We start from the raw sequence: 19431 nt of genomic DNA, 5'->3' as shown, positions 1-19431 counted from the left end.
GGGGCCACGGAAGCGTGCGGCCGTCTGAGCGTGCCGGGCGTGCCGGAAGTCAGGCGTTGCTTCCGGCAGCGGCGGACTCGGGCCGGGGGGTGGGGGCGTACCGGTCGAGCAGGAGCCGGCGGTGCAGGCGCGCCTGTTTCGGCATGTTCCAGCCGAGGACCGCGACGGGGCGGCCCTCACCGTCGACGTAGAGGGCGACGAACCGGCCCTGCTCCGTGCTCCCTTCGACGATCCGCAGGGTGGCGGCCGGCGTGGGGAGCCCGTACACCTGGATCTTCACGCCGAGCTGGTCGGTCCAGAAGTAGGGGACGGGACTGTAGGGGCGGTCCTCGCCCAGGATGTTCGCCGCGACGGACTGCGCGTGCTCGGTGGCGTTCGTACGGTTCTCCAGCCGCAGGGACCGGCCGAGGGCCTCGTGGTGGAAGCGGGCCACGTCCCCGGCGGCGTAGACCCCGTCGGCGGCGCGGCAGCGGGAGTCGCACACCACTCCGTCGTCCAGTGCCAGCCCGCTGCCGGCCAGCCAGTCGGTGGCGGGGGTGCTGCCGACCGCTGAGACGACGAGATCGGCGGGCACCGTGTCGCCGTCGGCCAGGCGGACACCGGTGACGCGTCCGCCGGCCGTCGCCGGCCCGTCCACCAGTGTGTGCGTTCTCAGCCGTACCCCGTGCGCGGTGTGCAGCGCGGCGAGCAGTTCGGCGGCGGGGCCCAACTGCTCCCGCATGGGCGCCGCCTGCGGTCCGGCGAGCGTCACGTCGGCTCCCATGAGGCGGGCCGTGGCGGCGATCTCGGAGCCGAGCACCCCGTCCCCGACGACCACGACCCGCCGCGCCGCCAGCAGTTCCCGCCGGAGCCCCACGGCGTCGTCCAGGGTTCGGAGCACATGCACCCCCGCCGTTCCCGAAAGGCCCGGCAGCCTGCGCGCGCGTAGTCCGGTCGCCAGGACGACGGTTGCCGCCTTCAGTTCGGCTCCGCTCGCCGTGCGCACGGTACGGGTGGCGGCGTCGAGGGCCGAAGCGCGTTCGCCGAGGACGAATTCGGCCTCCAGGGCGTCCAGTACGTCACGGGTGCGCAGATGCGTGCGCTCGGCCTCCCACGTCCCGGCGAGTACCTGCTTGGACAGCGGCGGACGGTCGTACGGCGCGCCGCTCTCCTCGCCGAGCAGCGTGATCCGCTCGCGGTAGCCCTTACGGCGCAGTGTCTCCACGACGGCGAGACCCGCCGCCCCGGCCCCGACGACGAGCACACCCGACGGTGTGCTCACGCGCCCTCACCGAGGTGGATGGCGGCGGCAGGGCAGACACCGGCGGACTCCCGGACCGCCTCGTGCCGGTCGGCGGCCGGTGCGGCGTCGAGAAGGACGACGATGCCGTCCTCGTCGCGCTGGTCGAACACCTCCGGGGCGATCAGTACGCACTGCCCGGCGCCGCAGCACTTCTCCTCGTCAACAGTGATCTTCATGCTCTCTCCCTTGTGGGGCCGGGCCCTCGTCGGGCCCGGGTCGGTTCAGCGACGGGTGGTGGGCGCGGCGAGCAGCCCCACCAGCGCGTCCTCCAGCGTGTCGGCGGTGCGCTCCCAGGACGAGCCGGGACGGACCGGTCCCTCGGCCAGGGAGTGCTCCCGCTCCGCACAGGTATGGGTGATCAGATGACGGGCCATCTCGGCGCGCGCCGGGCGGACCTCCGGGGGAACGATGTCGTGCAGGCACGAGCCCAGTCCCTGGAGGGTGCGGCGCAGGCTGTCACGGGTGAGGGACTCGTCCGCCACCAGCGTCCGCATCAGCGGGTCGGTCATCACCTGCGCGGCGAACCGCGCGTGCCACGAGGGGACACCGAGAGCGGCATGGTGGTCGGTCACCGGGCGCACCAGGCAACGCACCCAGTCCCGCAGGTCGGTGCTGTCGCCCACGGCCTCCACATGGCGCGCGCGGATGGCGTCGACACCCGTGCCGTGCTTGGTCATGATGGCCCGTACGAGCGTCGCCCTGCTGCCGAAGTGATAGCTGACGACGGTGTTGTTGCCCTGGCCGGCCGCCTCGCCGATCTGGCGGTTGGAGACGTTCGACAGCCCGTGCTCGGCGTAGAGGCGTTCGGCCGCGGTCATGATGGCCTCGCGCGTACCGGCGCCCCGGCCGGTGCGAGGCTCTGTCCTGTTCACCATGTCACCGGAACCTCGCGCGGCGGACCGGTGAGCACGCCGTCATGGCGCCGCAGGGCAGCGGGGTCCACGGCGGGCCTGAGCCGCGGGAGTCGGCGCAACACCCGGAGCCGCACACGAACTTCGTCTCCGGAGTCCGGGGCGACGACCGTGCAGTCCAGCGGGCGGTCCTTCCTGACTGCGCTCATGGCTTCCTCCACACGTTTCAGGGGTCCCGGCTCCCCGACCACTAGACAGCACGCCTCCATGCAAATCAATCGACTGACTTAATCGGATGGCGCGGCTGGCCGGAAACGTGTGGGCGCCGTCATCCGGCGGCTTTCCCCTTGGCGGGCAGCCGTCCGGCACGCGATAGGCTGCATGCGCCTCGTGGGGGAAGTCCGGTCGAATTCCGGCGCTGACCCGCAACGGTAGGCGGAGCCACACACGGTTCCGTAAGCCCGATCACCCACGGTGGCGAAGCTCCTGTCGATCGCCGTGGACTGCGAGAGGTGCTGCGTACGGCGCGCCTGGCGTCCCGAGCCGCTCCTTGGATGACGTAGGCACGGCCCGAGGCGAAAGCGAACCGCCTGTGGCCACGCCCCGTGACCGAACACCCGCCGTGCTGCCGCGCGGTACCCGCTCCGGCAGTGGGCCCGCGCCCCCCGGACGCCTCCCCCTGCCCCTCCTGGTGACCGGCCTGTGCGTCGCGCTCCCGCTCTCCCTCGCCTGCGGGGCGGGGATCGGGGCCTCGGGGCTCACATGGGGCGAGACGCTGCACCACCTGTGGGCGGGGCTGACCGGCGGGGCCATAGCCCCGGACGAGGTCTCCTCGTACACCATCGTCTGGGAGCTCCGCTTCCCGCGCGCCGTCCTCGCCGCGGTCGTCGGGGCCGGGCTGGCGGCCGTCGGCGTAGCCGTGCAGGCCATGGTGCGCAACGCGCTCGCCGACCCGTTCGTCCTCGGCATCTCCTCGGGCGCGGCCGTCGGTGCCAACGCCGTGCTGATCTTCGGGGCGTTCGGCGCGCTCGGCGTCTGGGCGCTGTCCTCGGCGGCCTTCCTCTCCGCGCTCCTCGCCATGGTGCTGGTGTACACGATCGCCCGGACCGCACGGGGCCTGACACCGCTGCGCCTCGTGCTGACCGGCACGGCGATGTACTACGGCTTCTCGGCCGTGGCCACCTTCATGGTGTTCGCCGCCGAGCGGGGCGAAGCGGCACGGTCCGCGATGATGTGGCTGCTCGGCAGCCTGGGCGGGGCCAACTGGTCGTCCGTGCCGATCGCAGCCGGCGCGGTGGCCGGCGGCCTCGCCCATCTCGGCTGGTCGGCACGGCGCCTGAACGCCCTCGCCATGGGCGACGAGACCGCTGCCGCACTCGGTGTGGACGCCGGCCGTCTGCGCAAGGAGCTCTTCCTCGTCTCCGCCGCCGTCACCGGGGCGGTCGTCGCGGTCAGCGGGGCCATCGGCTTCGTGGGCCTGATGGTCCCGCACGCCGCACGGATGCTGGTCGGCGCGGACCACCGCCGCCTGCTGGCCGTCGCGCCCCTGGCCGGTGCCACCCTCCTGATCTGGGTGGACATCCTCTCGCGCGTGGTGCTCGCCCCCGCCGAACTGCCGGTGGGCGTACTGACCGCGGCCGTCGGCGTGCCGTGCTTCGTCCTGCTCATGCGCCGCCGCGCCTACACCTTCGGAGGCGTGTGATGCGGATCGAGATCGACGCACTCACGGTCGAGATCGCCGGTGCGCGGCTGGTGGAGGACGTCACGCTGCGAGCCGGCAGCGGACAGCTCGTCGGTCTCGTCGGCCCCAACGGCAGCGGCAAGTCGACCCTGTTGCGCTGCGTCTACCGGGCGCTCCGTCCCTCGGCAGGCGCGGTGCGGATCGGTGGCGAGGACCTGCGGACCATGACGGCCCGTGAGGGCGCGCGCCGACTGGCCGCGCTTCCGCAGGAAGTGGTCGCGGAGTTCGACTTCACCGTCGCCGAGACCGTGGCCATGGGCCGGCTGCCGCACCAGGGGCCGATGACCCGCACCACCGACGAGGACCGCCGCACATGTGAGGCCGCGCTGGAGGGCGTCGGGGCCGGCCACCTGGCCGACCGCGGCTTCCTCACCCTCTCCGGCGGGGAGAAGCAGCGGGTCCTGATCGCCCGCGCGCTCGCCCAGCAGCCCCAGGTGCTGGTGCTCGACGAGCCCACCAACCACCTGGACATCGGCCAGCAGCTGGAGGTCCTCGCGCTGGTACGCGGCAGCGGTCTGACCGCACTCACCGCCCTGCACGACCTCAACCTCGCCGCACGCCACTGCGACGTCGTCCACGTCATCGACGGTGGGCGGATCGCCGCCTCCGGACCACCTCACGACGTCCTCACGCCCGGGCTGCTGGCCGAGGTGTTCGGCGTCCGCGCGCACCGCGTAACGCACCCCGGGACAGGCGCGCCGCAGCTGCTCTTCGACCGGCTTCCCCCCGCATGACGCCCCGTCCCCCGCCCCAAGGAGTCCTCACGCCATGCGTCATCTCGTACGCCCCGCCGCACTGGCCCTCGCCGCCGCACTCGCCCTCACGGGCTGCGGGGCGGAGGTCACCTCGCAGGAAGGGAAGGAGGACGGCGCCCGTGCAGCCGGCGGCCACTACCCGGTGACCGTGGAGAACTGCGGGGAGAGGAAGACGTACGACAAGGCTCCGCAGCGGGTGGTCACCAACGATGTCGGCATCACCGAGATCATGTTCGCCCTCGGTCTCGAGGACCACATGGCCGGATACGTCATGCCCGACGACAAGGGGGACCTGACATCCGTCCCCTGGAAGGACGGTTACCGCAAGACCACGTGGCTCTCGAAGGAGCGAATCAACAAGGAGCTGGTCCTCGACGCCGGCGCCGATCTGGTCTTCGCTGGATGGAACTATGGATTCAGCGAGGGCGAAGGCTTCACGCCCGACGCGTTGCGGCGGGTGGGCATCGACTCGTACCTGCTCAGCGAGTCGTGCCGTAACGGACGGGGCAAGGCCCGCGGAGTGATGGCGCCGCTCGACGCGCTCTACACCGACCTGCGGAACCTGGGCAGGATCTTCGACGTCGAGGACCGGGCCGGCACGCTCATCGCCTCGTTCCGCAAGCAGGTGGCCGAAGCGCAGGCGCAGGCCCCGGAAGGCGCCGACCGGCCGCGCGTCTTCCTCTACGACGACGGCCAGGACAAGCCTCTGACCTCGGGTGCCTACGCCGGCCCCCACGACATCATCACCAAGGCCGGCGGCGACCACATCATGAAGGACCTCAAGGACAGCTGGACCACGGTGGGCTGGGAGACGGTCGTCGCCCGCGACCCCGAGGTCATCGTGATCAACAACTACGGGGACACCACCGCTGACCGGAAGCGGAAGTTCCTGAAGTCCTACGGGCCGCTCGCGAACGTCTCGGCGATCAAGAACGACCGGATCGTCGTCCTCGACTACGTCGACCTCGTCGAGAGCCCGCGCAACCCGGCGGCCGTCAGCTCACTCGCGGCGGAGCTGAGGGACCTCAGCTCCTGACCCCGGCCGGGCGGGCGCCGATGACCCCGGCGGGCGCCGGAGACGGGCAGGCAGGGGGCGCTGCGGGGGTGCCCGGGACGTCGGCCGCCGTCGCGTCCCCCGGCGGCTCGTCGCTCCGCACCCGGGGCCGACGACGGGTGTGGCATAGCGCACAGCGGGTCCCCCGCGCGGGGCGTCCTCAGCCCGCCGATCCCCCTGCGGGGGCGCGGATGCGGGCCTTCCTCCGGCTGCCGTCCCGCCGGCCGCTGTGACCCGGATCTCTACCGCGTCGCCCGCCTCCGCTGGCACTGTGGTCGGGTCACGGGGGACGCCCACTGCCGAACGACCGAGCGAGATGCCATGACCGCGACCACAGCCGAGAACCGGACCCGTACCCGCGCCCGCACCGGCGGCCCCGAGGACGGGCCGAAGGTCCTCGAGCACATCCTGGGCTGGACGCTCGTCGTCGTCCTCGCCATGTTCGTCACCCAGGCCGGACTGATGTGACCCCTGGACGACGGGTGGGGTGGGGCGCCCGCCCGGCACCCCACCCCTGACCCGCCCTGCGGACCGTGTACCCCGTCGGGGCTAGTTGATGGCCCGGATCAGCTCACCGTCCGTCGTGTCGCCGCTGAGCTCCCAGAAGAACGTCCCTCCCAGGCCCTGCTCGTTCTTGTAGTCCATCTTCGTGGCGATGGTGGCCGGGGTGTCGTAGCTCCACCAGTCGGTGCCGCAGAGGGCGTACGCCGTCCCGGCGACCGTGCCGGTGGCCGGGCAGCTGTTCTTCAGGACCTTGTAGTCCTCGATGCCGGCCTCGTACGTCCCCGGGGCGGCCCCCGTCGCCGTGCCACCCGGCTCCTCCTGGGTGACACCGGTCCAGCCGCGGCCGTAGAAGCCGATGCCCAGCAGCAGCTTCTCCGGGGGGATGCCCAGGCCCTTGAGCTTGGAGATCGCCGCGTCGCTGTTGAAGCCCTCCGTCGGGATGCCCGGGTAGGAGGTCAGCGGGGAGTGCGGAGCCGTCGGCCCCTGCGCCGCGAAGGCGCCGAAGAAGTCGTACGTCATCGGGTTGTACCAGTCCAGGTACTTCGCCGCCCCCGCGTAGTCCACCGCGTCGATCTTGCCGCCGTCGGACCCGTCCGCGGTGATCGCCGAGGTGACCAGGTTGTCGGTGCCGAACTTCGAGCGCAGCGCCGACAGGAGCTCGCCGTACGCGTCGCGGCCACTGGTGTCACACGTCAGCCCGCAGGCGTTCGGGTACTCCCAGTCGATGTCGATGCCGTCGAAGACATCGGCCCAGCGCGGGTCCTCGACCAGGTCGTAGCAGGAATCGGCGAAGGCGGCCGGGTTCTGCGCGGCCTCACCGAAGCCGCCGGACCAGCTCCAGCCGCCGAAGGACCAGATGACCTTCAGGTCCGGGTGCGACTTCTTCAGCTTGCGCAACTGGTTGAAGTTTCCGCGGAGTTCCTGGTCCCAGGTGTCCGCGACGCCGTCCACCGACTGGTCCGCCGTGTAGGCCTTCTCGTAGTCGGCGTAACTGTCGCCGATGGTGCACTTGCCTCCCTGGACGTTGCCGAAGGCGTAGTTGATGTGCGTCAGCTTGTCGGCCGAGCCCGACGTCTCGATGTTCTTGACGTGGTAATCGCGGTCGTAGACACCCCAGTTGGTGAAGTATCCGACCACCTTGCCGCCGGCCGCGGTGGGCGCGGCTTCGGCGGCTGCCGGCGCGGAGACATCGACGGCGGCAGGGGCGGCACCCGCGGAGGACGTACCGGCGACGCCGAGCAGAGCGGCTCCGAGTGCGGCGGTGCAGAGGGTGGCGGTGAGCGCCCGCAGGCGGGCGCGAGGACGGTGAAGTCCGGTCATTGTGGCTCCTCGTGGGGGAGGGCTTGGGCGTGGGGGGTGCCTGCCCTGCTCCATCCAGAATTGGCATGGACGCGATGAGGCATTGGGGGAGACCGTAGAAGGACTAGACCAGTTGGGTCAATGGTTCGGACCAATTTCCCTGGTCATGGCTCCGGCTGCCCGGTGACGCGTGCGCTCCGATCGGGCATACTCAACGCGCCACAGCCGCCGGCCGGCGCCTCCCGTGATCCGGGAAGGCAGGATCGGCTGCGGAGCCGTAGATTTCCGGGCATCGCCCGGGACCACCCGGCGGTGCGGCGCACACCCCGCGCGCGACCGCCGTCACGCCCGACAGGGAGGAGAGCGCCGTCATGTCCGACCGTGCCCCGCAGCCGGTGGAACGCCGTCTGCCCACCGAGGAGTCCCGGCAGCTCGTCGAGCTCGTACGCGACATCGTGTCGAAGGAAATCGCTCCCCGGGCGGCGGAGGAGGAGGAAGCGGGCTTCTTCCCGCGTCCGGTCTTCACCCTGCTCTCCGAAGCCGGCCTGCTCGGGCTGCCGTACGACTCCGCGTACGGCGGCGGCGACCAGCCGTACGAGGTCTACCTCCAGGTGCTCGAAGAGCTCGCCGCCGCCCGTCTCACCGTCGGCCTCGGCGTCAGCGTCCACTCGCTGGCCTGCCACGCGCTCGCCGGATACGGCACCGAGGCGCAACGGACCGCCCACCTCCCGGCGATGCTCGCCGGCGGCCTGCTCGGCGCCTACTGCCTCTCCGAGCCGTCCTCGGGGTCCGATGCCGCCTCGCTGCGCACCAAGGCCGTCCGGGACGGCGAGGACTGGGTCCTCACCGGTACCAAGGCCTGGATCACGCACGGAGGCATCGCCGACTTCTACACCGTGCTCGCCCGCACGGGGGAGGACGGCCCGCGCGGCATCACCGCCTTCCTCGTGCCCGGCGACGCCGAGGGCCTCGGCGCCGCCCTGCCGGAGAAGAAGATGGGCATGAAGGGCTCGCCCACCGCCCAGCTGCACTTCGACGGCGTACGGATCTCCGGCGACCGCCGCATCGGTGACGAGGGGCAGGGCTTCGCCATCGCGCTGTCCGCGCTCGACTCGGGGCGGCTGGGAATCGCCGCCTGCGCCATCGGCGTCGCCCAGGCGGCCCTGGACGAGGCAGTCCGATACGCCACCGACCGGCGGCAGTTCGGCCGGCCCATCGCGGACTTCCAGGGGCTGCGCTTCATGCTCGCCGACATGGCCACCCGAATCGAGGCCGGCCGGGCGCTCTACCTGGAGGCGGCACGGCTCCGCGACGCGGGCATGCCGTTCTCGCGGCAGGCGGCCATGGCGAAACTGTTCTGCACCGACGCGGCCATGCGGGTGACCACCGACGCGGTGCAGGTCCTCGGTGGCTACGGCTACACCCTCGACTTCCCGGTCGAGCGGCTGATGCGCGAGGCCAAGGTGCTCCAGATCGTCGAAGGCACCAATCAGATCCAGCGCATGGTCATCGCCCGTCACCTCGCGGGTCCCGAGACGCACTGACCCGGACGGGCCGGTCCGACCAGACCGGTGTCGTCATGATCCGGTTCCACTCCTGGTCATGGCGGCCCGGCAGGGTCCGGCCCGAGCTCTCCCACTGGCGCAGCATGGCCCGGTAGATGGGCGGGTCGGTGGAGTGCGGCGCGGACGGCCCCGTGGCCTCCCGGGCCGGCGGTCCGGGCAGAGGAACCGATTCTCCGGACGTCGGTGCGGCGAGACGGCGGCGTACGGGGCCGGCCGTTGAATGCAGCGTGGTCATACAGAGCCAACGCGCCACGGGGTCCCGGGTCACTGCCCGGCCGATTCGCGCGCCCGTTCCTCGGGTACCGCCGCAGGTGAGCCGGCCGCACCACGCCGGCCCGGCCGTCGTGGTGCGCGCGTACACCCTCGGGGGTGGAGACGTCAGGCGGCGTGACGCCGCGCCTGCGGCACGTACCGCAGGGGGCGAGAACCCGGGCCGCCGGCGTGCGAGAAGGGCTGCATCCGCCAGTCGAGACCCTGAGGGAGCGTCAGCAGCAGGGCGGTCTCCTGCTCCTGGACGTCGAGCGACTCGTCGGCCGGGCGCGCCTCGGAGGCGTCACGGTTCGTACCGGGGCAGACGGTCAGGACGAACGGGTTCCACGGCGTGGGGCACAGCGCGTGCTCGGGAAGTACGTCCTCGTCCGCCAGCAGGGCGATCGGCTGGGAGCAGTCCGGGCAGATCACCCGGTACATCTCGAACATGTCGTACGCGTCGGGAGCGGCGTCCTCGTCCTGGGCGGCGTAATCGTCGGGCTCCGGTTCGGTACGTCCGGTGAGCTTCAGGCTCTGCATGGTTCTTTCCCCCCTCGGGTGGGCCGGCAAGGCGCCACGGCCTCGGCCACAGCAAGCACTTCCCGCAGGAAGTCGGCCGTAACCGCGAGGCCCTCGGCTACCGACCCGTAAACCTGTGGCATTCGTCACATGCTCCTCGAACGTGCCCTTCCAGGGGTCCCACGGCTGTGCCTGGAGGGCCCGGGGCCATAGGTTGATCCGCATGGAGGAGCTGGACCGTCAGATTGTGGAGTTGCTCGTCAAGGACGGGCGGATGAGCTACACCGACCTGGGCAAGGCCACGGGCCTGTCCACCTCGGCCGTTCATCAGCGCGTCCGCCGGCTGGAGCAGCGCGGGGTGATCCGGGGCTACGCCGCGGTCGTCGACCCCGAAGCCGTCGGCCTGCCTCTCACTGCGTTCATCTCGGTGAAACCCTTCGACCCGAGCGCACCCGACGACATCGCCGAGCGGCTCGCCGGCGTCCCGGAACTGGAGGCGTGCCACAGCGTCGCGGGCGACGAGAACTACATCCTCAAGGTGCGGGTCTCCAGCCCTCTCGAGCTGGAGCACCTGCTCACCCGCATCCGCACCCTCGCCGGCGTGTCCACCCGCACGACCGTCGTCCTCTCCACGCCCTACGAGGCGCGTCCGCCGCGCATCTGACGGTTCCGCCCGGCGTTGCGGAGGGGGCGGGGGAGGCGCGGGACCCAGCAGGCGGGAGACTGGTCCCATGACCGAGAACGCCGCCCCCCAGAGCGAACACCGCACCGTGCTGCTGCGCGGTGGAGACGTCCACAGCCCCGCCGACCCGTTCGCCACCGCGATGGTCGTCGAACGCGGCCATGTCGCCTGGGTGGGCTCGGAGGGGGCGGCCGACGCCTTCGCGAGCGGCGTCGACGAGGTGATCGACCTGGAAGGGGCACTGGTCACCCCGGCCTTCACCGACTCCCATGTCCACACCACGTCGACCGGACTCGCCCTCACGGGTCTCGACCTCTCCGGTGCGCGTTCGCTCGCCGAAGCCCTCGGACTCGTGCGTGCGTTCGCGAACGCCCACGCGGGGGCCGGGGTGATCCTCGGGCACGGCTGGGACGCCGCCCGCTGGCCCGAGCAGCGCCACCCGTCGCGCCGCGAGCTCGACGAGGCGGCCGGTGGCAGGGCCGTCTATCTGCCCCGTGTGGACGTCCACTCGGCCGTCGTGACCACCGCGCTCCTGGACCTGGTCCCGGGCGTCACCGCGCTGGCCGGCTACCACCCCGACGCCCCGCTGACCGGCGACGCCCACCACGCGGTGCGCGCGGCCGCCCACGGTGCCGTCACACCGGCGCAGCGGGCGCTGGCCCAGCGCGCCGCCCTGGCACACGCCGCATCGCTCGGGATCGGCACCGTGCACGAGTGCGCGGGCCCCGACATCTCGGACGAGGAGGACTTCACCGGGCTGCTGGAGCTCGCCTCCGAGCACCCCGGCCCCCGGGTCTTCGGATACTGGGCGGAGCCCGTCGAGGACGAGAAGGGTGCCCGCCGCGTCCGCGAACTCGGTGCCGTCGGCGCGGCCGGAGACCTCTTCGTCGACGGCTCCCTGGGCTCGCACACCGCCCTCCTGCACGAGCCGTACGCCGACGCACCGCACACCGGCACCGGCCGGCTCGACGCCGCGCGGATCGCCGCACACGTGACGGCGTGCACCGAGGCGGGGCTCCAGGCCGGCTTCCACGCCATCGGTGACGCTGCCGTCTCCGCCGTGGTCGCCGGTGTCCGGACCGCAGCCGAAACCCTCGGGCTCGCCCGGATCAGGGCCGCCAGGCACCGCGTGGAGCACGCCGAGATGCTCACTCCTGAGACCGTCGCCGCCTTCGCGGAACTGGGCCTCACCGCCTCCGTCCAGCCCGCCTTCGACGCCGCCTGGGGCGGCCCCGACGGCATGTACGCCCGCCGCCTGGGCGCGGAGCGCGCCGCGACCCTCAACCCCTACGCGGCTCTGCTGCGCGCGGGAGTGCCCCTCGCCTTCGGCTCGGACAGCCCGGTCACCCCCCTGGACCCGTGGGGCACGGTGCGGGCCGCCGCCCATCACCGCACACCGGAGCACCGCGTTTCCGTACGGGCCGGCTTCACCGCCCACACGCGGGGCGGCTGGCGGGCCGTCGGGCGGGACGACGGCGGTGTGCTCGTCCCGGGGGCCCCGGCCGACTACGCCGTCTGGCGTACCGGTGACCTGCTGGTACAGGCTCCGGACGACCGGGTGGCGCGGTGGTCCACCGATCCTCGTTCCGGCACCCCCGGCCTGCCCGATCTCACCCCGGGAGCGGAGCTTCCGGTCTGTCTGCGGACGGTGGTCTTCGGACAGACTGTCTACGTACGGCCGAACGAGTGACGTCAGGAAATTCCGTACCGCCGATCGAAGGCGCCAGGACTCCGCCACGACCTGTGCGCCCTCGGTGCTGACCAGGCGTTTTCAGGAGAAGCAGCAGGTAGGGTGACTGTTGACAGCATGTGCCCAGGGGCCGGTAGGTTCGGCCGGGTCCACCACTGGACGTCCGACCGGTCAAACCTCCACGCAGTCGTCGAACGCCGCTGGGTCATGGGGCGGTGTGCCGCACCGGTGCACCACCACTGACAGCCAGGTTCAGCGCCCGCGCCTCGGGGGCGAGGGAAGGTTTCGTCCGGACGGCAGGTGCGACCCGGGTGGGGCCCGGAGGTTCAGTAGACAACGGCTCTCGGTCGACCCGCAGCCAGCGGGTCCCAGGTCGGCCCGAAGGACGCCGGGCCCCGATCCGCAGTGCTGCCCTTCTGTCCCCAGTTCCACGCTTCTGTCCGCGCGCCACACGCCGCCCCGTGACCGCGTCGGAGTCCGGGCGCGTCGTGCTGGATATGGTGTGCACCTGCGTACGGACTTTAAGGGGCAGTAGTGAACGACGGCGGTCAGAGGCAGTTCGGCCCGCTCGGCACAGTCTTGGTGATCATTCCGACCTACAACGAGGCCGAGAACGTCAAGCTGATCGTCGCCCGGGTGCGCGCCGCCGTGCCGGAAGCGGACGTCCTCGTCGCCGACGACAACAGCCCCGACGGCACCGGCAAGGTCGCCGACGAACTCGCGGCCGGCGACAGCCAGGTGCACGTCCTGCACCGCAAGGGCAAGGAAGGACTCGGGGCCGCCTATCTGGCCGGCTTCCGCTGGGGCTCGGAGCACGGCTACGGCGTCCTGGTCGAGATGGACGCCGACGGCTCGCACCAGCCCGAGGAACTGCCCCGGCTCCTCACCGCGCTGAAGGGCGCCGATCTGGTCCTCGGCTCGCGCTGGGTTCCCGGCGGTCGCGTGGTCAACTGGCCCAGGCACCGCGAGATGATCTCGCGCGGCGGCAGCCTCTACTCCCGGATGCTGCTGGGCCTCTCGGTGCGTGACGTCACCGGCGGTTACCGCGCCTTCCGCACCGGGACCCTGGACGGTCTCGGCCTCGACGAGGTCGCCTCGCAGGGTTACTGCTTCCAGGTCGATTTGGCCCGCCGGGCCGTCGAGGCGGGCTACCACGTCGTGGAGGTGCCCATCACCTTCATGGAGCGGGAGATCGGTGACTCCAAGATGAGCCGCGACATCCTCGTCGAGGCCCTGTGGCGGGTCACCGGCTGGGGCATCACCGGCCGGGCCAACAAGGTGCTGGGCCGCAAGACTCCCTGACCGCCCGCGACGGGGTCTCTTGATCACCCCCTTACGCCGCTCGCACGTTCGTACAGGCACACTGGGGACATGACGACCGGCACACCGCCTCCGAACCGTCCACGGCGCTCACGCGCCCGAACCCTCCTGCCGCTGGGTGTCGCAGCCTGGCTGGTGCTGGAGATCTGGCTGCTGACCGTGATCGCCGGTGCGGCGAGCGGCTTCACCGTGCTGCTGCTCCTGGTCGCCGGCGCCGTGCTCGGTGGAGCGGTGATCAAGCGGGCCGGCCGGCGGGCCTTCCGCAACCTCACCGAGACCCTCCAGCAGATGCCGGGGCAGCCCGGTGCTCCCGCGACCCCGGCCCCCGCCCCGGCCGGCAGCAAGGGCAACGGCTTCCTGATGCTGGGCGGGCTGCTGCTGATGATCCCCGGCGTGATCTCCGACGCGGCGGGGCTCCTGCTCCTGCTGCCCCCGGTCCGCTCCGTGCTCGGACGCTACGCGGAACGCTCCCTGGAGCGCCGGATGCGCGCCGCGACGCCGGGAGGCCTCTCCGACGCGTTCCAGCAGGCCCGTATCCACCGCCCGGACGGCAAGGTGGTCCCGGGCGAGGTCATCCGCGAGGACGGCACGCCCGCCCGGCCCCGCCCGGACGACGGCCAGGGCCCGGACCGCCCGCCGCTGATCCCCTGAGACGCCGCCCGGCCGGCGGGCGGCGAAGAGCCGCGGCCGGCCGGGCGAAACAAGCCGCGGTCCGCTGGACGACGAAGAGCCGCGGGCCGCGACACATGTTCTGTGTCGCGGCCCGCGGCTCTTGATCTTTGCGGTGGTACGCGGTCAGGCAGACTTCCTGCTGTCCCGCGGGTGCACGGCGATGTTCATGGCACCGGAGCGCAGAACCGCCAGCCTCTCGGCCAGCACCTCTTCGAGCTCCTCGCGTGTACGCCGCTCCATGAGCATGTCCCAGTGCGTACGCGCAGGCTTGCCCTTCTTCTCCTCGGGGCCGTCCCCGTCCACCAGGAGTGCTGTGGCGCCACACGCCTTGCACTCCCACTCCGCCGGAATTTCCGCCTCTACCGAGAACGGCATCTCAAATCGATGTCCGTTCGGGCATGCGTACTCCACCGCCTGGCGCGGGGCCAGATCGATGCCGCGGTCCGTCTCGTAGCTGGTAACCACGAGTCGCGTACCGCGGAGAGCTCGCTCACTCATGAATCGTGCCTCCCGGGCTTGTCGCCCACAGGACAGGTGTCGCTGTCGTCGTCATCCGGTCAACGTCCGGTCGGCGGTAAAGATTCCCGTTGCCGGTCATGCGTCGCCCGTCGTGCCGCTGCTTGGTCTGGGTCTACTACCCACCGGTGCCCGGTTTGTCACCTCTGGTCGAAGTTGTCACCCAACGGTTCGACTTCTTCCACCCGCAGTAACGGTCCGCCGAGCACACCAAAGGCGTACACTACCGGCCTTTCACTTCAACGTCTAAATCCGGTCCGGCACGGGATTGCCCGCGGCGGCCACCGCGGCCCGTACGGGAACCCTCGCCAGGAGCACCGAGCCGAGCGCGAAGAAGAGCACCAGGGACAGGATCGCGTCCCGGTAACTGCCGGTGAGCTGGTAGCCGAGACCGAAGACCAGGGGCCCCAGCCAGCTGAGTCCCCGGTCGCTCATCTCGTAGGCGGAGAAGTACTCCGCCTCCTTCCCCCGCGGGACCAGGTGCGAGAACAGTGACCGCGAGAGGGCCTGGCTGCCGCCCATCACGAGGCCGATCGCGGCCGCCAGGACGTAGAAGAACACCGGCGCGTCGGCGGGCAGCACGTACGCCGCGGCGAGGATCAGCGTCCAGACGGCCAGCGAGGCCAGGATCGTGCGCTTGGCTCCGTACCGCCGGGCGAGTCGCGCCATCCCCAGTGCCCCCGCCACGGCGAGCACCTGCACCAGCAGCACCGCGGTGATCAGGGTCGTCTGGTCGAGGCCGAGCTCCTCGGAGCCGTACAGCGACGCCTGGGAGATCACCGTCTGGATGCCGTCGTTGTAGACCAGATAGGCGAGGAGGAAGGCCAGCGTGAGCGGGTGGCGGCGCATGTCGCGCAGCGTCGCCCGCAACTGCCGCCAGCCGGAGCCGACCGCGCCGTCGCCGCCCGGTGCCACCCGGCGGTCACGCAGCCGGCGCAGCGGCACGAGGGCGAAGGCGCCCCACCACACACCGGCCGATGCGATGCAGATCCGGACCGCGTCGGGCTCGGACAGCCCGAAGGAGTCGTGGCCCGTGTAGAGGACCAGGTTCAGGACGAGGACGAACGCGCCCGAGGTGTAGCCGAAGGCCCAGCCGCGGGAGGAGACCGCGTCGCGTTCCGCCGGGGTGGCGATCTGGGGGAGGTAGGCGTTGTAGAGCGCCATCGACACGGAGATGGACGCGTTCGCCACGATCAGCAGGAAGGCACCCAGCAGATAGCGGTCGCCCTCCAGGAAGAACATGCAGGCCGTCGCCGTGGCACCGGTGTACGCGGCCGCCGCGAGCAGGGGTTTCTTCCGTCCCGTACGGTCCGCCGCCGCGCCCACGACGGGCATGACGACCACGGCCACCACGATGGACGCCGACACCGCGTACGCGAAGAGCGACCCCGCCCGCACGGGTATGCCGAGCGGGTGCACGAACCCGTCCGCGTCGGCCGCCGCCTCGGCGATCGACGTCAGATAGGGGCCGAGGAAGACCGTGAGGACGCTGGTGGAGTACACGGAGCACGCGAAGTCGTAGAAGTACCAGCCGCGTTGCTCTCGTCTGCGCGTGGCCGCCTCGGCCGGCGGTCCGGCCGGATCCTCCGTCCCTGCGATGTCCGTGCTCACGCCGCGCCCCCTCGTTCGTCCCGTGCGGACGCGGCGGGTCCCGGCGTCAGGCCCAGGCCCCCCGCTCGCTCAGCACCGTGCGCAGCGTCTCGATGTGATCGGTCATGATGCCATCCACTCCGAGGTCCAGGAGCGCCGCCATCCGTCCGGGTTCGTTGACCGTCCAGACGTGGACCTGCAGGCCGCGCGCGTGCGCCGTGCGGACGAAGCCCCGGTCGACGACACGGACGCCGTTCTGGCTCTCCGGGACCTGCGCGCAGACCGCGCCCGCCCGGAGCGCCGCCGGAATGCCGTACGAGCGAAGCCTCAGGCCCAGCACCCCGCGCACCCCGTACGAGGTGGCCAGGCGGGGGCCCGCGAGGCGATGGGCCCTGGCCACGCGCGCTTCGGAGAACGACCCCACGCACACCCGGTCCCACGCACCGGTCCTGCGGATCAGGCCGACGAGCGGGACGAGGGCGGACTCCGCCTTGATGTCCACGTTCCACCGGGCGTCCGGGAACTCCTCCAGGAGCTCCTCGAAGAGGGGCAGCGGCTCGCTGCCGGCCACCCTGGCCCGGCGCACCTCGCTCCAGGGCAGCCCGGCTATCCGGCCCCGGGAGTCCGTCACCCGGTCCAGGGTCGCGTCGTGGAAGGCGACCAGGCGGCCGTCCGCCGTGGCGTGCACGTCGGTCTCGAAGTAGCGGTAGCCGACGCCGGCCGCGCGCCGGAACGCGGCGGCGGTGTTCTCCATGCCGTCCGCCGCCCCGCCCCGGTGGGCGAAGGGGATCGTCGACGGATGGTCCAGATAGGGGTGGCGCCCCGAAGTCACTGCGGTCACCGCGGAAGTATCGCCCCTTCCGGTGTCCGGGCCGCAACGGGCACGGTGCGGGCATCCGGCGCGGGGAGGTCGAAGAAGCGCAGGAAGAACTGGGCCAGGGGCCCGATGGCCAGGGCGTAGAGGACCGTGCCGACGCCCAGCGAACCGCCGAGCAGGAAGCCGGTCACGACCACGGCCACCTCGATCGCCGTACGCACCAGCCGGATGGAGCGGCCCGTGAGCCGGTTCAGGCCCGTCATCAGGCCGTCGCGTGGTCCGGGGCCGAAGCGCGCGGAGATGTACAGGCCCGTGGCGGCCCCGTTGAGCACGATCCCCGCGGCCATCACCGGGATCTGCGCCCCGAGGCCGTGCACATCCGGGACGAGGGCGAGGGTGCCGTCCATCGCGATGCCGACGGCGAAGACGTTGGAGACGGTGCCGAGCCCCGGGCGCTGCCGGATCGGTATCCACAGGAGCAGCACGACCGCTCCGACGATGATCGAGACGACTCCGATGGAGATGCCGGTCCGCTCGGCGAGCCCCTGGTGCAGCACGCCCCACGGTTCGAGTCCGAGCCCGGCGCGGACCAGGAGCGCGGAGCTCGCCCCGTACAGGGCCAGGCCCACGTAGAGATGGGTCAGCCGCCGGGCGAGCCGGGCGCCGCTCCGGGATGTGGTGTCGGACAAGTGGTGCCCCCTGTGTGGTGGTAGTGGACTGCTGCGTGTCACTCTGTGGCAGGGGATTGGCTGCCAACTATGGCCAATCCGAGGAAGGTGGACTGATTTACATGGCGCAGTGGACTTCGACCGTCGGTGCGGCGCAGCTCGCCCGCCAGCTGCAGGGGCAGCAGGCTCGTCCCCTGCCGCCGGGTTCGCGTAAGCCGCCGGCCTACCGGGCCCTGGCCGACGGTGTGCGCCTGCTCGTCCTGGAGGGCCGCGTCCCGGTCGCCGCGCGGCTGCCCGCCGAACGCGAGCTCGCGCTGGCCCTCTCCCTCAGCCGGACCACCGTCGCCGCGGCGTACGAGGCGCTGCGGGCGGAGGGTTTCCTGGAGTCGCGCCGCGGCGCCGGCAGCTGGACCGCGGTCCCCGCGGGCAACCCGCTGCCCGCCCGGGGCCTCGAACCGCTGCCTCCCGAGTCGCTCGGCTCGATGATCGACCTGGGCTGCGCCTCGCTGCCCGCCCCGGAGCCGTGGCTGACCCGGGCCGTCCAGGGCGCCCTGGAGGAGCTGCCGCCGTACGCCCACACCCACGGCGACTACCCGGCCGGTCTTCCCGCACTGCGGCAGATGATCGCGGACCGCTACACCGGGCACGGCATCCCCACGATGCCCGAACAGATCATGGTCACCACCGGGGCGATGGGCGCCATCGACGCCATCTGCCATCTCTTCGCCGGGCGCGGCGAGCGGATCGCCGTGGAGTCCCCGAGCTACGCCAACATCCTCCAGCTCATGCGCGAGGCGGGCGCCAGACTGGTGCCCGTGGCGATGGAGGAGGGCCTCGGCGGCTGGGACATGAACCGCTGGCGACAGGTCCTGCGGGACGCGGCCCCCAGGCTGGCCTACGTCGTCGCCGACTTCCACAACCCCACCGGGGCCCTCGCCGACGAGCAGCAGCGCCGCGCCCTGGTCGAGGCCGCCCGGTCGGCGGGTACGGTCCTGGTGGTCGACGAGACCATGCACGAACTGCGTCTGGACGCGGACGTGGAGATGCCCCGCAGGGTCTGCACGTTCGATCCGGCGGGCAGCACCGTCCTGACCGTCGGTTCCGCGAGCAAGGCCTTCTGGGCCGGCATGCGGATCGGCTGGGTGCGGGCGGCGCCGGACGTCATCCGCAGCCTGGTCGCGGCACGCGCGTACGCAGACATGGGGACGCCGGTGCTGGAACAGCTCGCCATCAACTGGCTGATGCGGACGGGCGGCTGGGAGCAGGCCGTGGAGATCCGGCGCGAGCAGGCCCGGGAGAACAGGGACGACCTGGTGCGCGCCCTGCGCCGGGAGCTCCCGGCGTGGGAGTTCGAGGTGCCGGCCGGCGGCCTCACCCTCTGGGTACGCAGCGGCGGGCTCTCCGGGTCCCGGCTGGCCGTGGCGGGCGAACGGGTCGGCGTCCGCGTCCCGTCGGGGCCCCGGTTCGGGGTCGACGGTGCCTTCGAGGGCTATGTGCGACTGCCCTTCACGGTGGGCGGCCCGGTGGCGGACGAGGCGGCGCTGCGGCTGGCCGCCGCCGCGGAGCTGGTCGGTTCCGGGGCGAGCGCGGGAGCCGAGGCGCCCCGGACCTTCGTGGCCTGAGGTGCCCCGGCTCTCCGTGGCCTGAGGCGCCCCCG

At 72.1% G+C, this 19431-nt stretch carries 20 protein-coding genes and 1 riboswitch; of the genes, 10 read left to right on the top strand and 10 right to left on the bottom strand.

Annotated features, from left to right (window positions below; all coding sequences use genetic code 11):
• Positions 1-49 precede the first annotated feature (49 nt).
• Genes ACZ32T_RS24835 through ACZ32T_RS24820 form a run of 4 tightly spaced genes read right to left on the bottom strand, consistent with a single transcriptional unit; the run spans position 50 to position 2342 of the window.
• Entirely contained in the window at positions 50-1261 is a 1212-nt protein-coding gene (locus tag ACZ32T_RS24835) for an NAD(P)/FAD-dependent oxidoreductase (protein ID WP_467369082.1), read from the bottom strand.
• On the bottom strand, positions 1258-1458 hold the full coding sequence (locus ACZ32T_RS24830) for a ferredoxin (RefSeq protein WP_467264976.1): 201 nt from the start codon (positions 1456-1458) through the stop codon (positions 1258-1260). Before ACZ32T_RS24830 ends, ACZ32T_RS24835 begins: the two co-directional genes overlap by 4 nt.
• A gap of 45 nt (positions 1459-1503) precedes the next feature.
• Positions 1504-2157, bottom strand: coding sequence for a TetR/AcrR family transcriptional regulator (locus ACZ32T_RS24825; protein WP_467369080.1), 654 nt, complete (start codon positions 2155-2157; stop codon positions 1504-1506).
• Positions 2151-2342 (bottom strand): hypothetical protein, encoded by a 192-nt coding sequence (locus tag ACZ32T_RS24820; protein ID WP_467369079.1) that lies wholly within the window; start codon positions 2340-2342, stop codon positions 2151-2153. The genes ACZ32T_RS24825 and ACZ32T_RS24820 overlap by 7 nt, the downstream gene beginning before the upstream one ends.
• A gap of 132 nt (positions 2343-2474) precedes the next feature.
• Positions 2475-2624, top strand: a riboswitch (cobalamin riboswitch).
• A gap of 101 nt (positions 2625-2725) precedes the next feature.
• Between ACZ32T_RS24820 and ACZ32T_RS24815 the strand changes: the two genes are divergently transcribed.
• The 4 genes from ACZ32T_RS24815 to ACZ32T_RS24800 all read left to right on the top strand — a co-directional run bounded on the left by ACZ32T_RS24815 (position 2726) and on the right by ACZ32T_RS24800 (position 6151).
• Positions 2726-3835 (top strand): FecCD family ABC transporter permease, encoded by a 1110-nt coding sequence (locus ACZ32T_RS24815; RefSeq protein ID WP_467369077.1) that lies wholly within the window; start codon positions 2726-2728, stop codon positions 3833-3835.
• Positions 3835-4608: an ABC transporter ATP-binding protein gene (locus tag ACZ32T_RS24810; protein ID WP_467264984.1), complete on the top strand. Its 774-nt coding sequence runs from the start codon at positions 3835-3837 to the stop codon at positions 4606-4608. The genes ACZ32T_RS24815 and ACZ32T_RS24810 overlap by 1 nt, the downstream gene beginning before the upstream one ends.
• A gap of 34 nt (positions 4609-4642) precedes the next feature.
• On the top strand, positions 4643-5665 hold the full coding sequence (locus ACZ32T_RS24805) for an ABC transporter substrate-binding protein (RefSeq protein ID WP_467369075.1): 1023 nt from the start codon (positions 4643-4645) through the stop codon (positions 5663-5665).
• Between the two features lie 339 nt (positions 5666-6004).
• Positions 6005-6151, top strand: coding sequence for an SCO1431 family membrane protein (locus ACZ32T_RS24800; RefSeq protein WP_103760512.1), 147 nt, complete (start codon positions 6005-6007; stop codon positions 6149-6151).
• A gap of 81 nt (positions 6152-6232) precedes the next feature.
• Here the strand turns inward: ACZ32T_RS24800 and ACZ32T_RS24795 are convergent, their stop codons facing one another.
• The gene (locus tag ACZ32T_RS24795) at positions 6233-7507 is read right to left on the bottom strand and encodes a glycoside hydrolase family 18 protein (RefSeq protein WP_467264988.1); all 1275 of its coding nucleotides are present in this window, start codon (positions 7505-7507) and stop codon (positions 6233-6235) included.
• Between the two features lie 350 nt (positions 7508-7857).
• On the opposite strand from ACZ32T_RS24795, the gene ACZ32T_RS24790 reads away from it, so the two are divergent.
• On the top strand, positions 7858-9030 hold the full coding sequence (locus ACZ32T_RS24790) for an acyl-CoA dehydrogenase family protein (protein ID WP_467264990.1): 1173 nt from the start codon (positions 7858-7860) through the stop codon (positions 9028-9030).
• A 399-nt stretch (positions 9031-9429) separates the two neighbouring features.
• Here ACZ32T_RS24790 and ACZ32T_RS24785 read toward each other — a convergent pair whose 3' ends face one another.
• On the bottom strand, positions 9430-9840 hold the full coding sequence (locus ACZ32T_RS24785) for a hypothetical protein (RefSeq protein ID WP_467264992.1): 411 nt from the start codon (positions 9838-9840) through the stop codon (positions 9430-9432).
• A 202-nt stretch (positions 9841-10042) separates the two neighbouring features.
• On the opposite strand from ACZ32T_RS24785, the gene ACZ32T_RS24780 reads away from it, so the two are divergent.
• The 4 genes from ACZ32T_RS24780 (at position 10043) to fxsA (ending at position 14162) form a co-directional block, all read left to right on the top strand.
• Positions 10043-10483: an Lrp/AsnC family transcriptional regulator gene (locus ACZ32T_RS24780; protein WP_033304241.1), complete on the top strand. Its 441-nt coding sequence runs from the start codon at positions 10043-10045 to the stop codon at positions 10481-10483.
• Positions 10484-10550: 67 nt separating this feature from the next.
• Entirely contained in the window at positions 10551-12191 is a 1641-nt protein-coding gene (locus tag ACZ32T_RS24775) for an amidohydrolase (protein WP_467369073.1), read from the top strand.
• A gap of 534 nt (positions 12192-12725) precedes the next feature.
• Positions 12726-13493, top strand: coding sequence for a polyprenol monophosphomannose synthase (locus ACZ32T_RS24770; protein ID WP_467264997.1), 768 nt, complete (start codon positions 12726-12728; stop codon positions 13491-13493).
• Positions 13494-13562: 69 nt separating this feature from the next.
• Positions 13563-14162, top strand: coding sequence for an FxsA family membrane protein (gene fxsA, locus ACZ32T_RS24765; RefSeq protein WP_467369071.1), 600 nt, complete (start codon positions 13563-13565; stop codon positions 14160-14162).
• A 144-nt stretch (positions 14163-14306) separates the two neighbouring features.
• On the opposite strand, the gene ACZ32T_RS24760 is transcribed toward fxsA, so the two are convergent.
• From ACZ32T_RS24760 to yczE, 4 genes are all read right to left on the bottom strand, one after another.
• Positions 14307-14681 (bottom strand): RNA polymerase-binding protein RbpA, encoded by a 375-nt coding sequence (locus tag ACZ32T_RS24760; RefSeq protein ID WP_078598328.1) that lies wholly within the window; start codon positions 14679-14681, stop codon positions 14307-14309.
• A gap of 264 nt (positions 14682-14945) precedes the next feature.
• A complete protein-coding gene (locus ACZ32T_RS24755) occupies positions 14946-16310 on the bottom strand; it encodes an MFS transporter (protein WP_467265001.1) in 1365 nt (454 codons plus the stop codon).
• Positions 16311-16356: 46 nt separating this feature from the next.
• On the bottom strand, positions 16357-17121 hold the full coding sequence (locus ACZ32T_RS24750; RefSeq protein WP_467369359.1) for a glycerophosphodiester phosphodiesterase: 765 nt from the start codon (positions 17119-17121) through the stop codon (positions 16357-16359).
• Between the two features lie 5 nt (positions 17122-17126).
• Positions 17127-17795, bottom strand: coding sequence for a membrane protein YczE (yczE, locus tag ACZ32T_RS24745; protein ID WP_467265003.1), 669 nt, complete (start codon positions 17793-17795; stop codon positions 17127-17129).
• Positions 17796-17896: 101 nt separating this feature from the next.
• Between yczE and ACZ32T_RS24740 the strand changes: the two genes are divergently transcribed.
• Positions 17897-19396 (top strand): SCO1417 family PLP biosynthesis transcription factor, encoded by a 1500-nt coding sequence (locus tag ACZ32T_RS24740; protein ID WP_467265005.1) that lies wholly within the window; start codon positions 17897-17899, stop codon positions 19394-19396.
• Positions 19397-19431: the final 35 nt, after the last annotated feature.

The organism is Streptomyces sp. NPDC023573, from assembly GCF_055559735.1.
The sequence above is the reverse complement of the archived record's forward strand: the minus strand, read 5'-3'. Positions and strand labels throughout refer to the sequence as shown.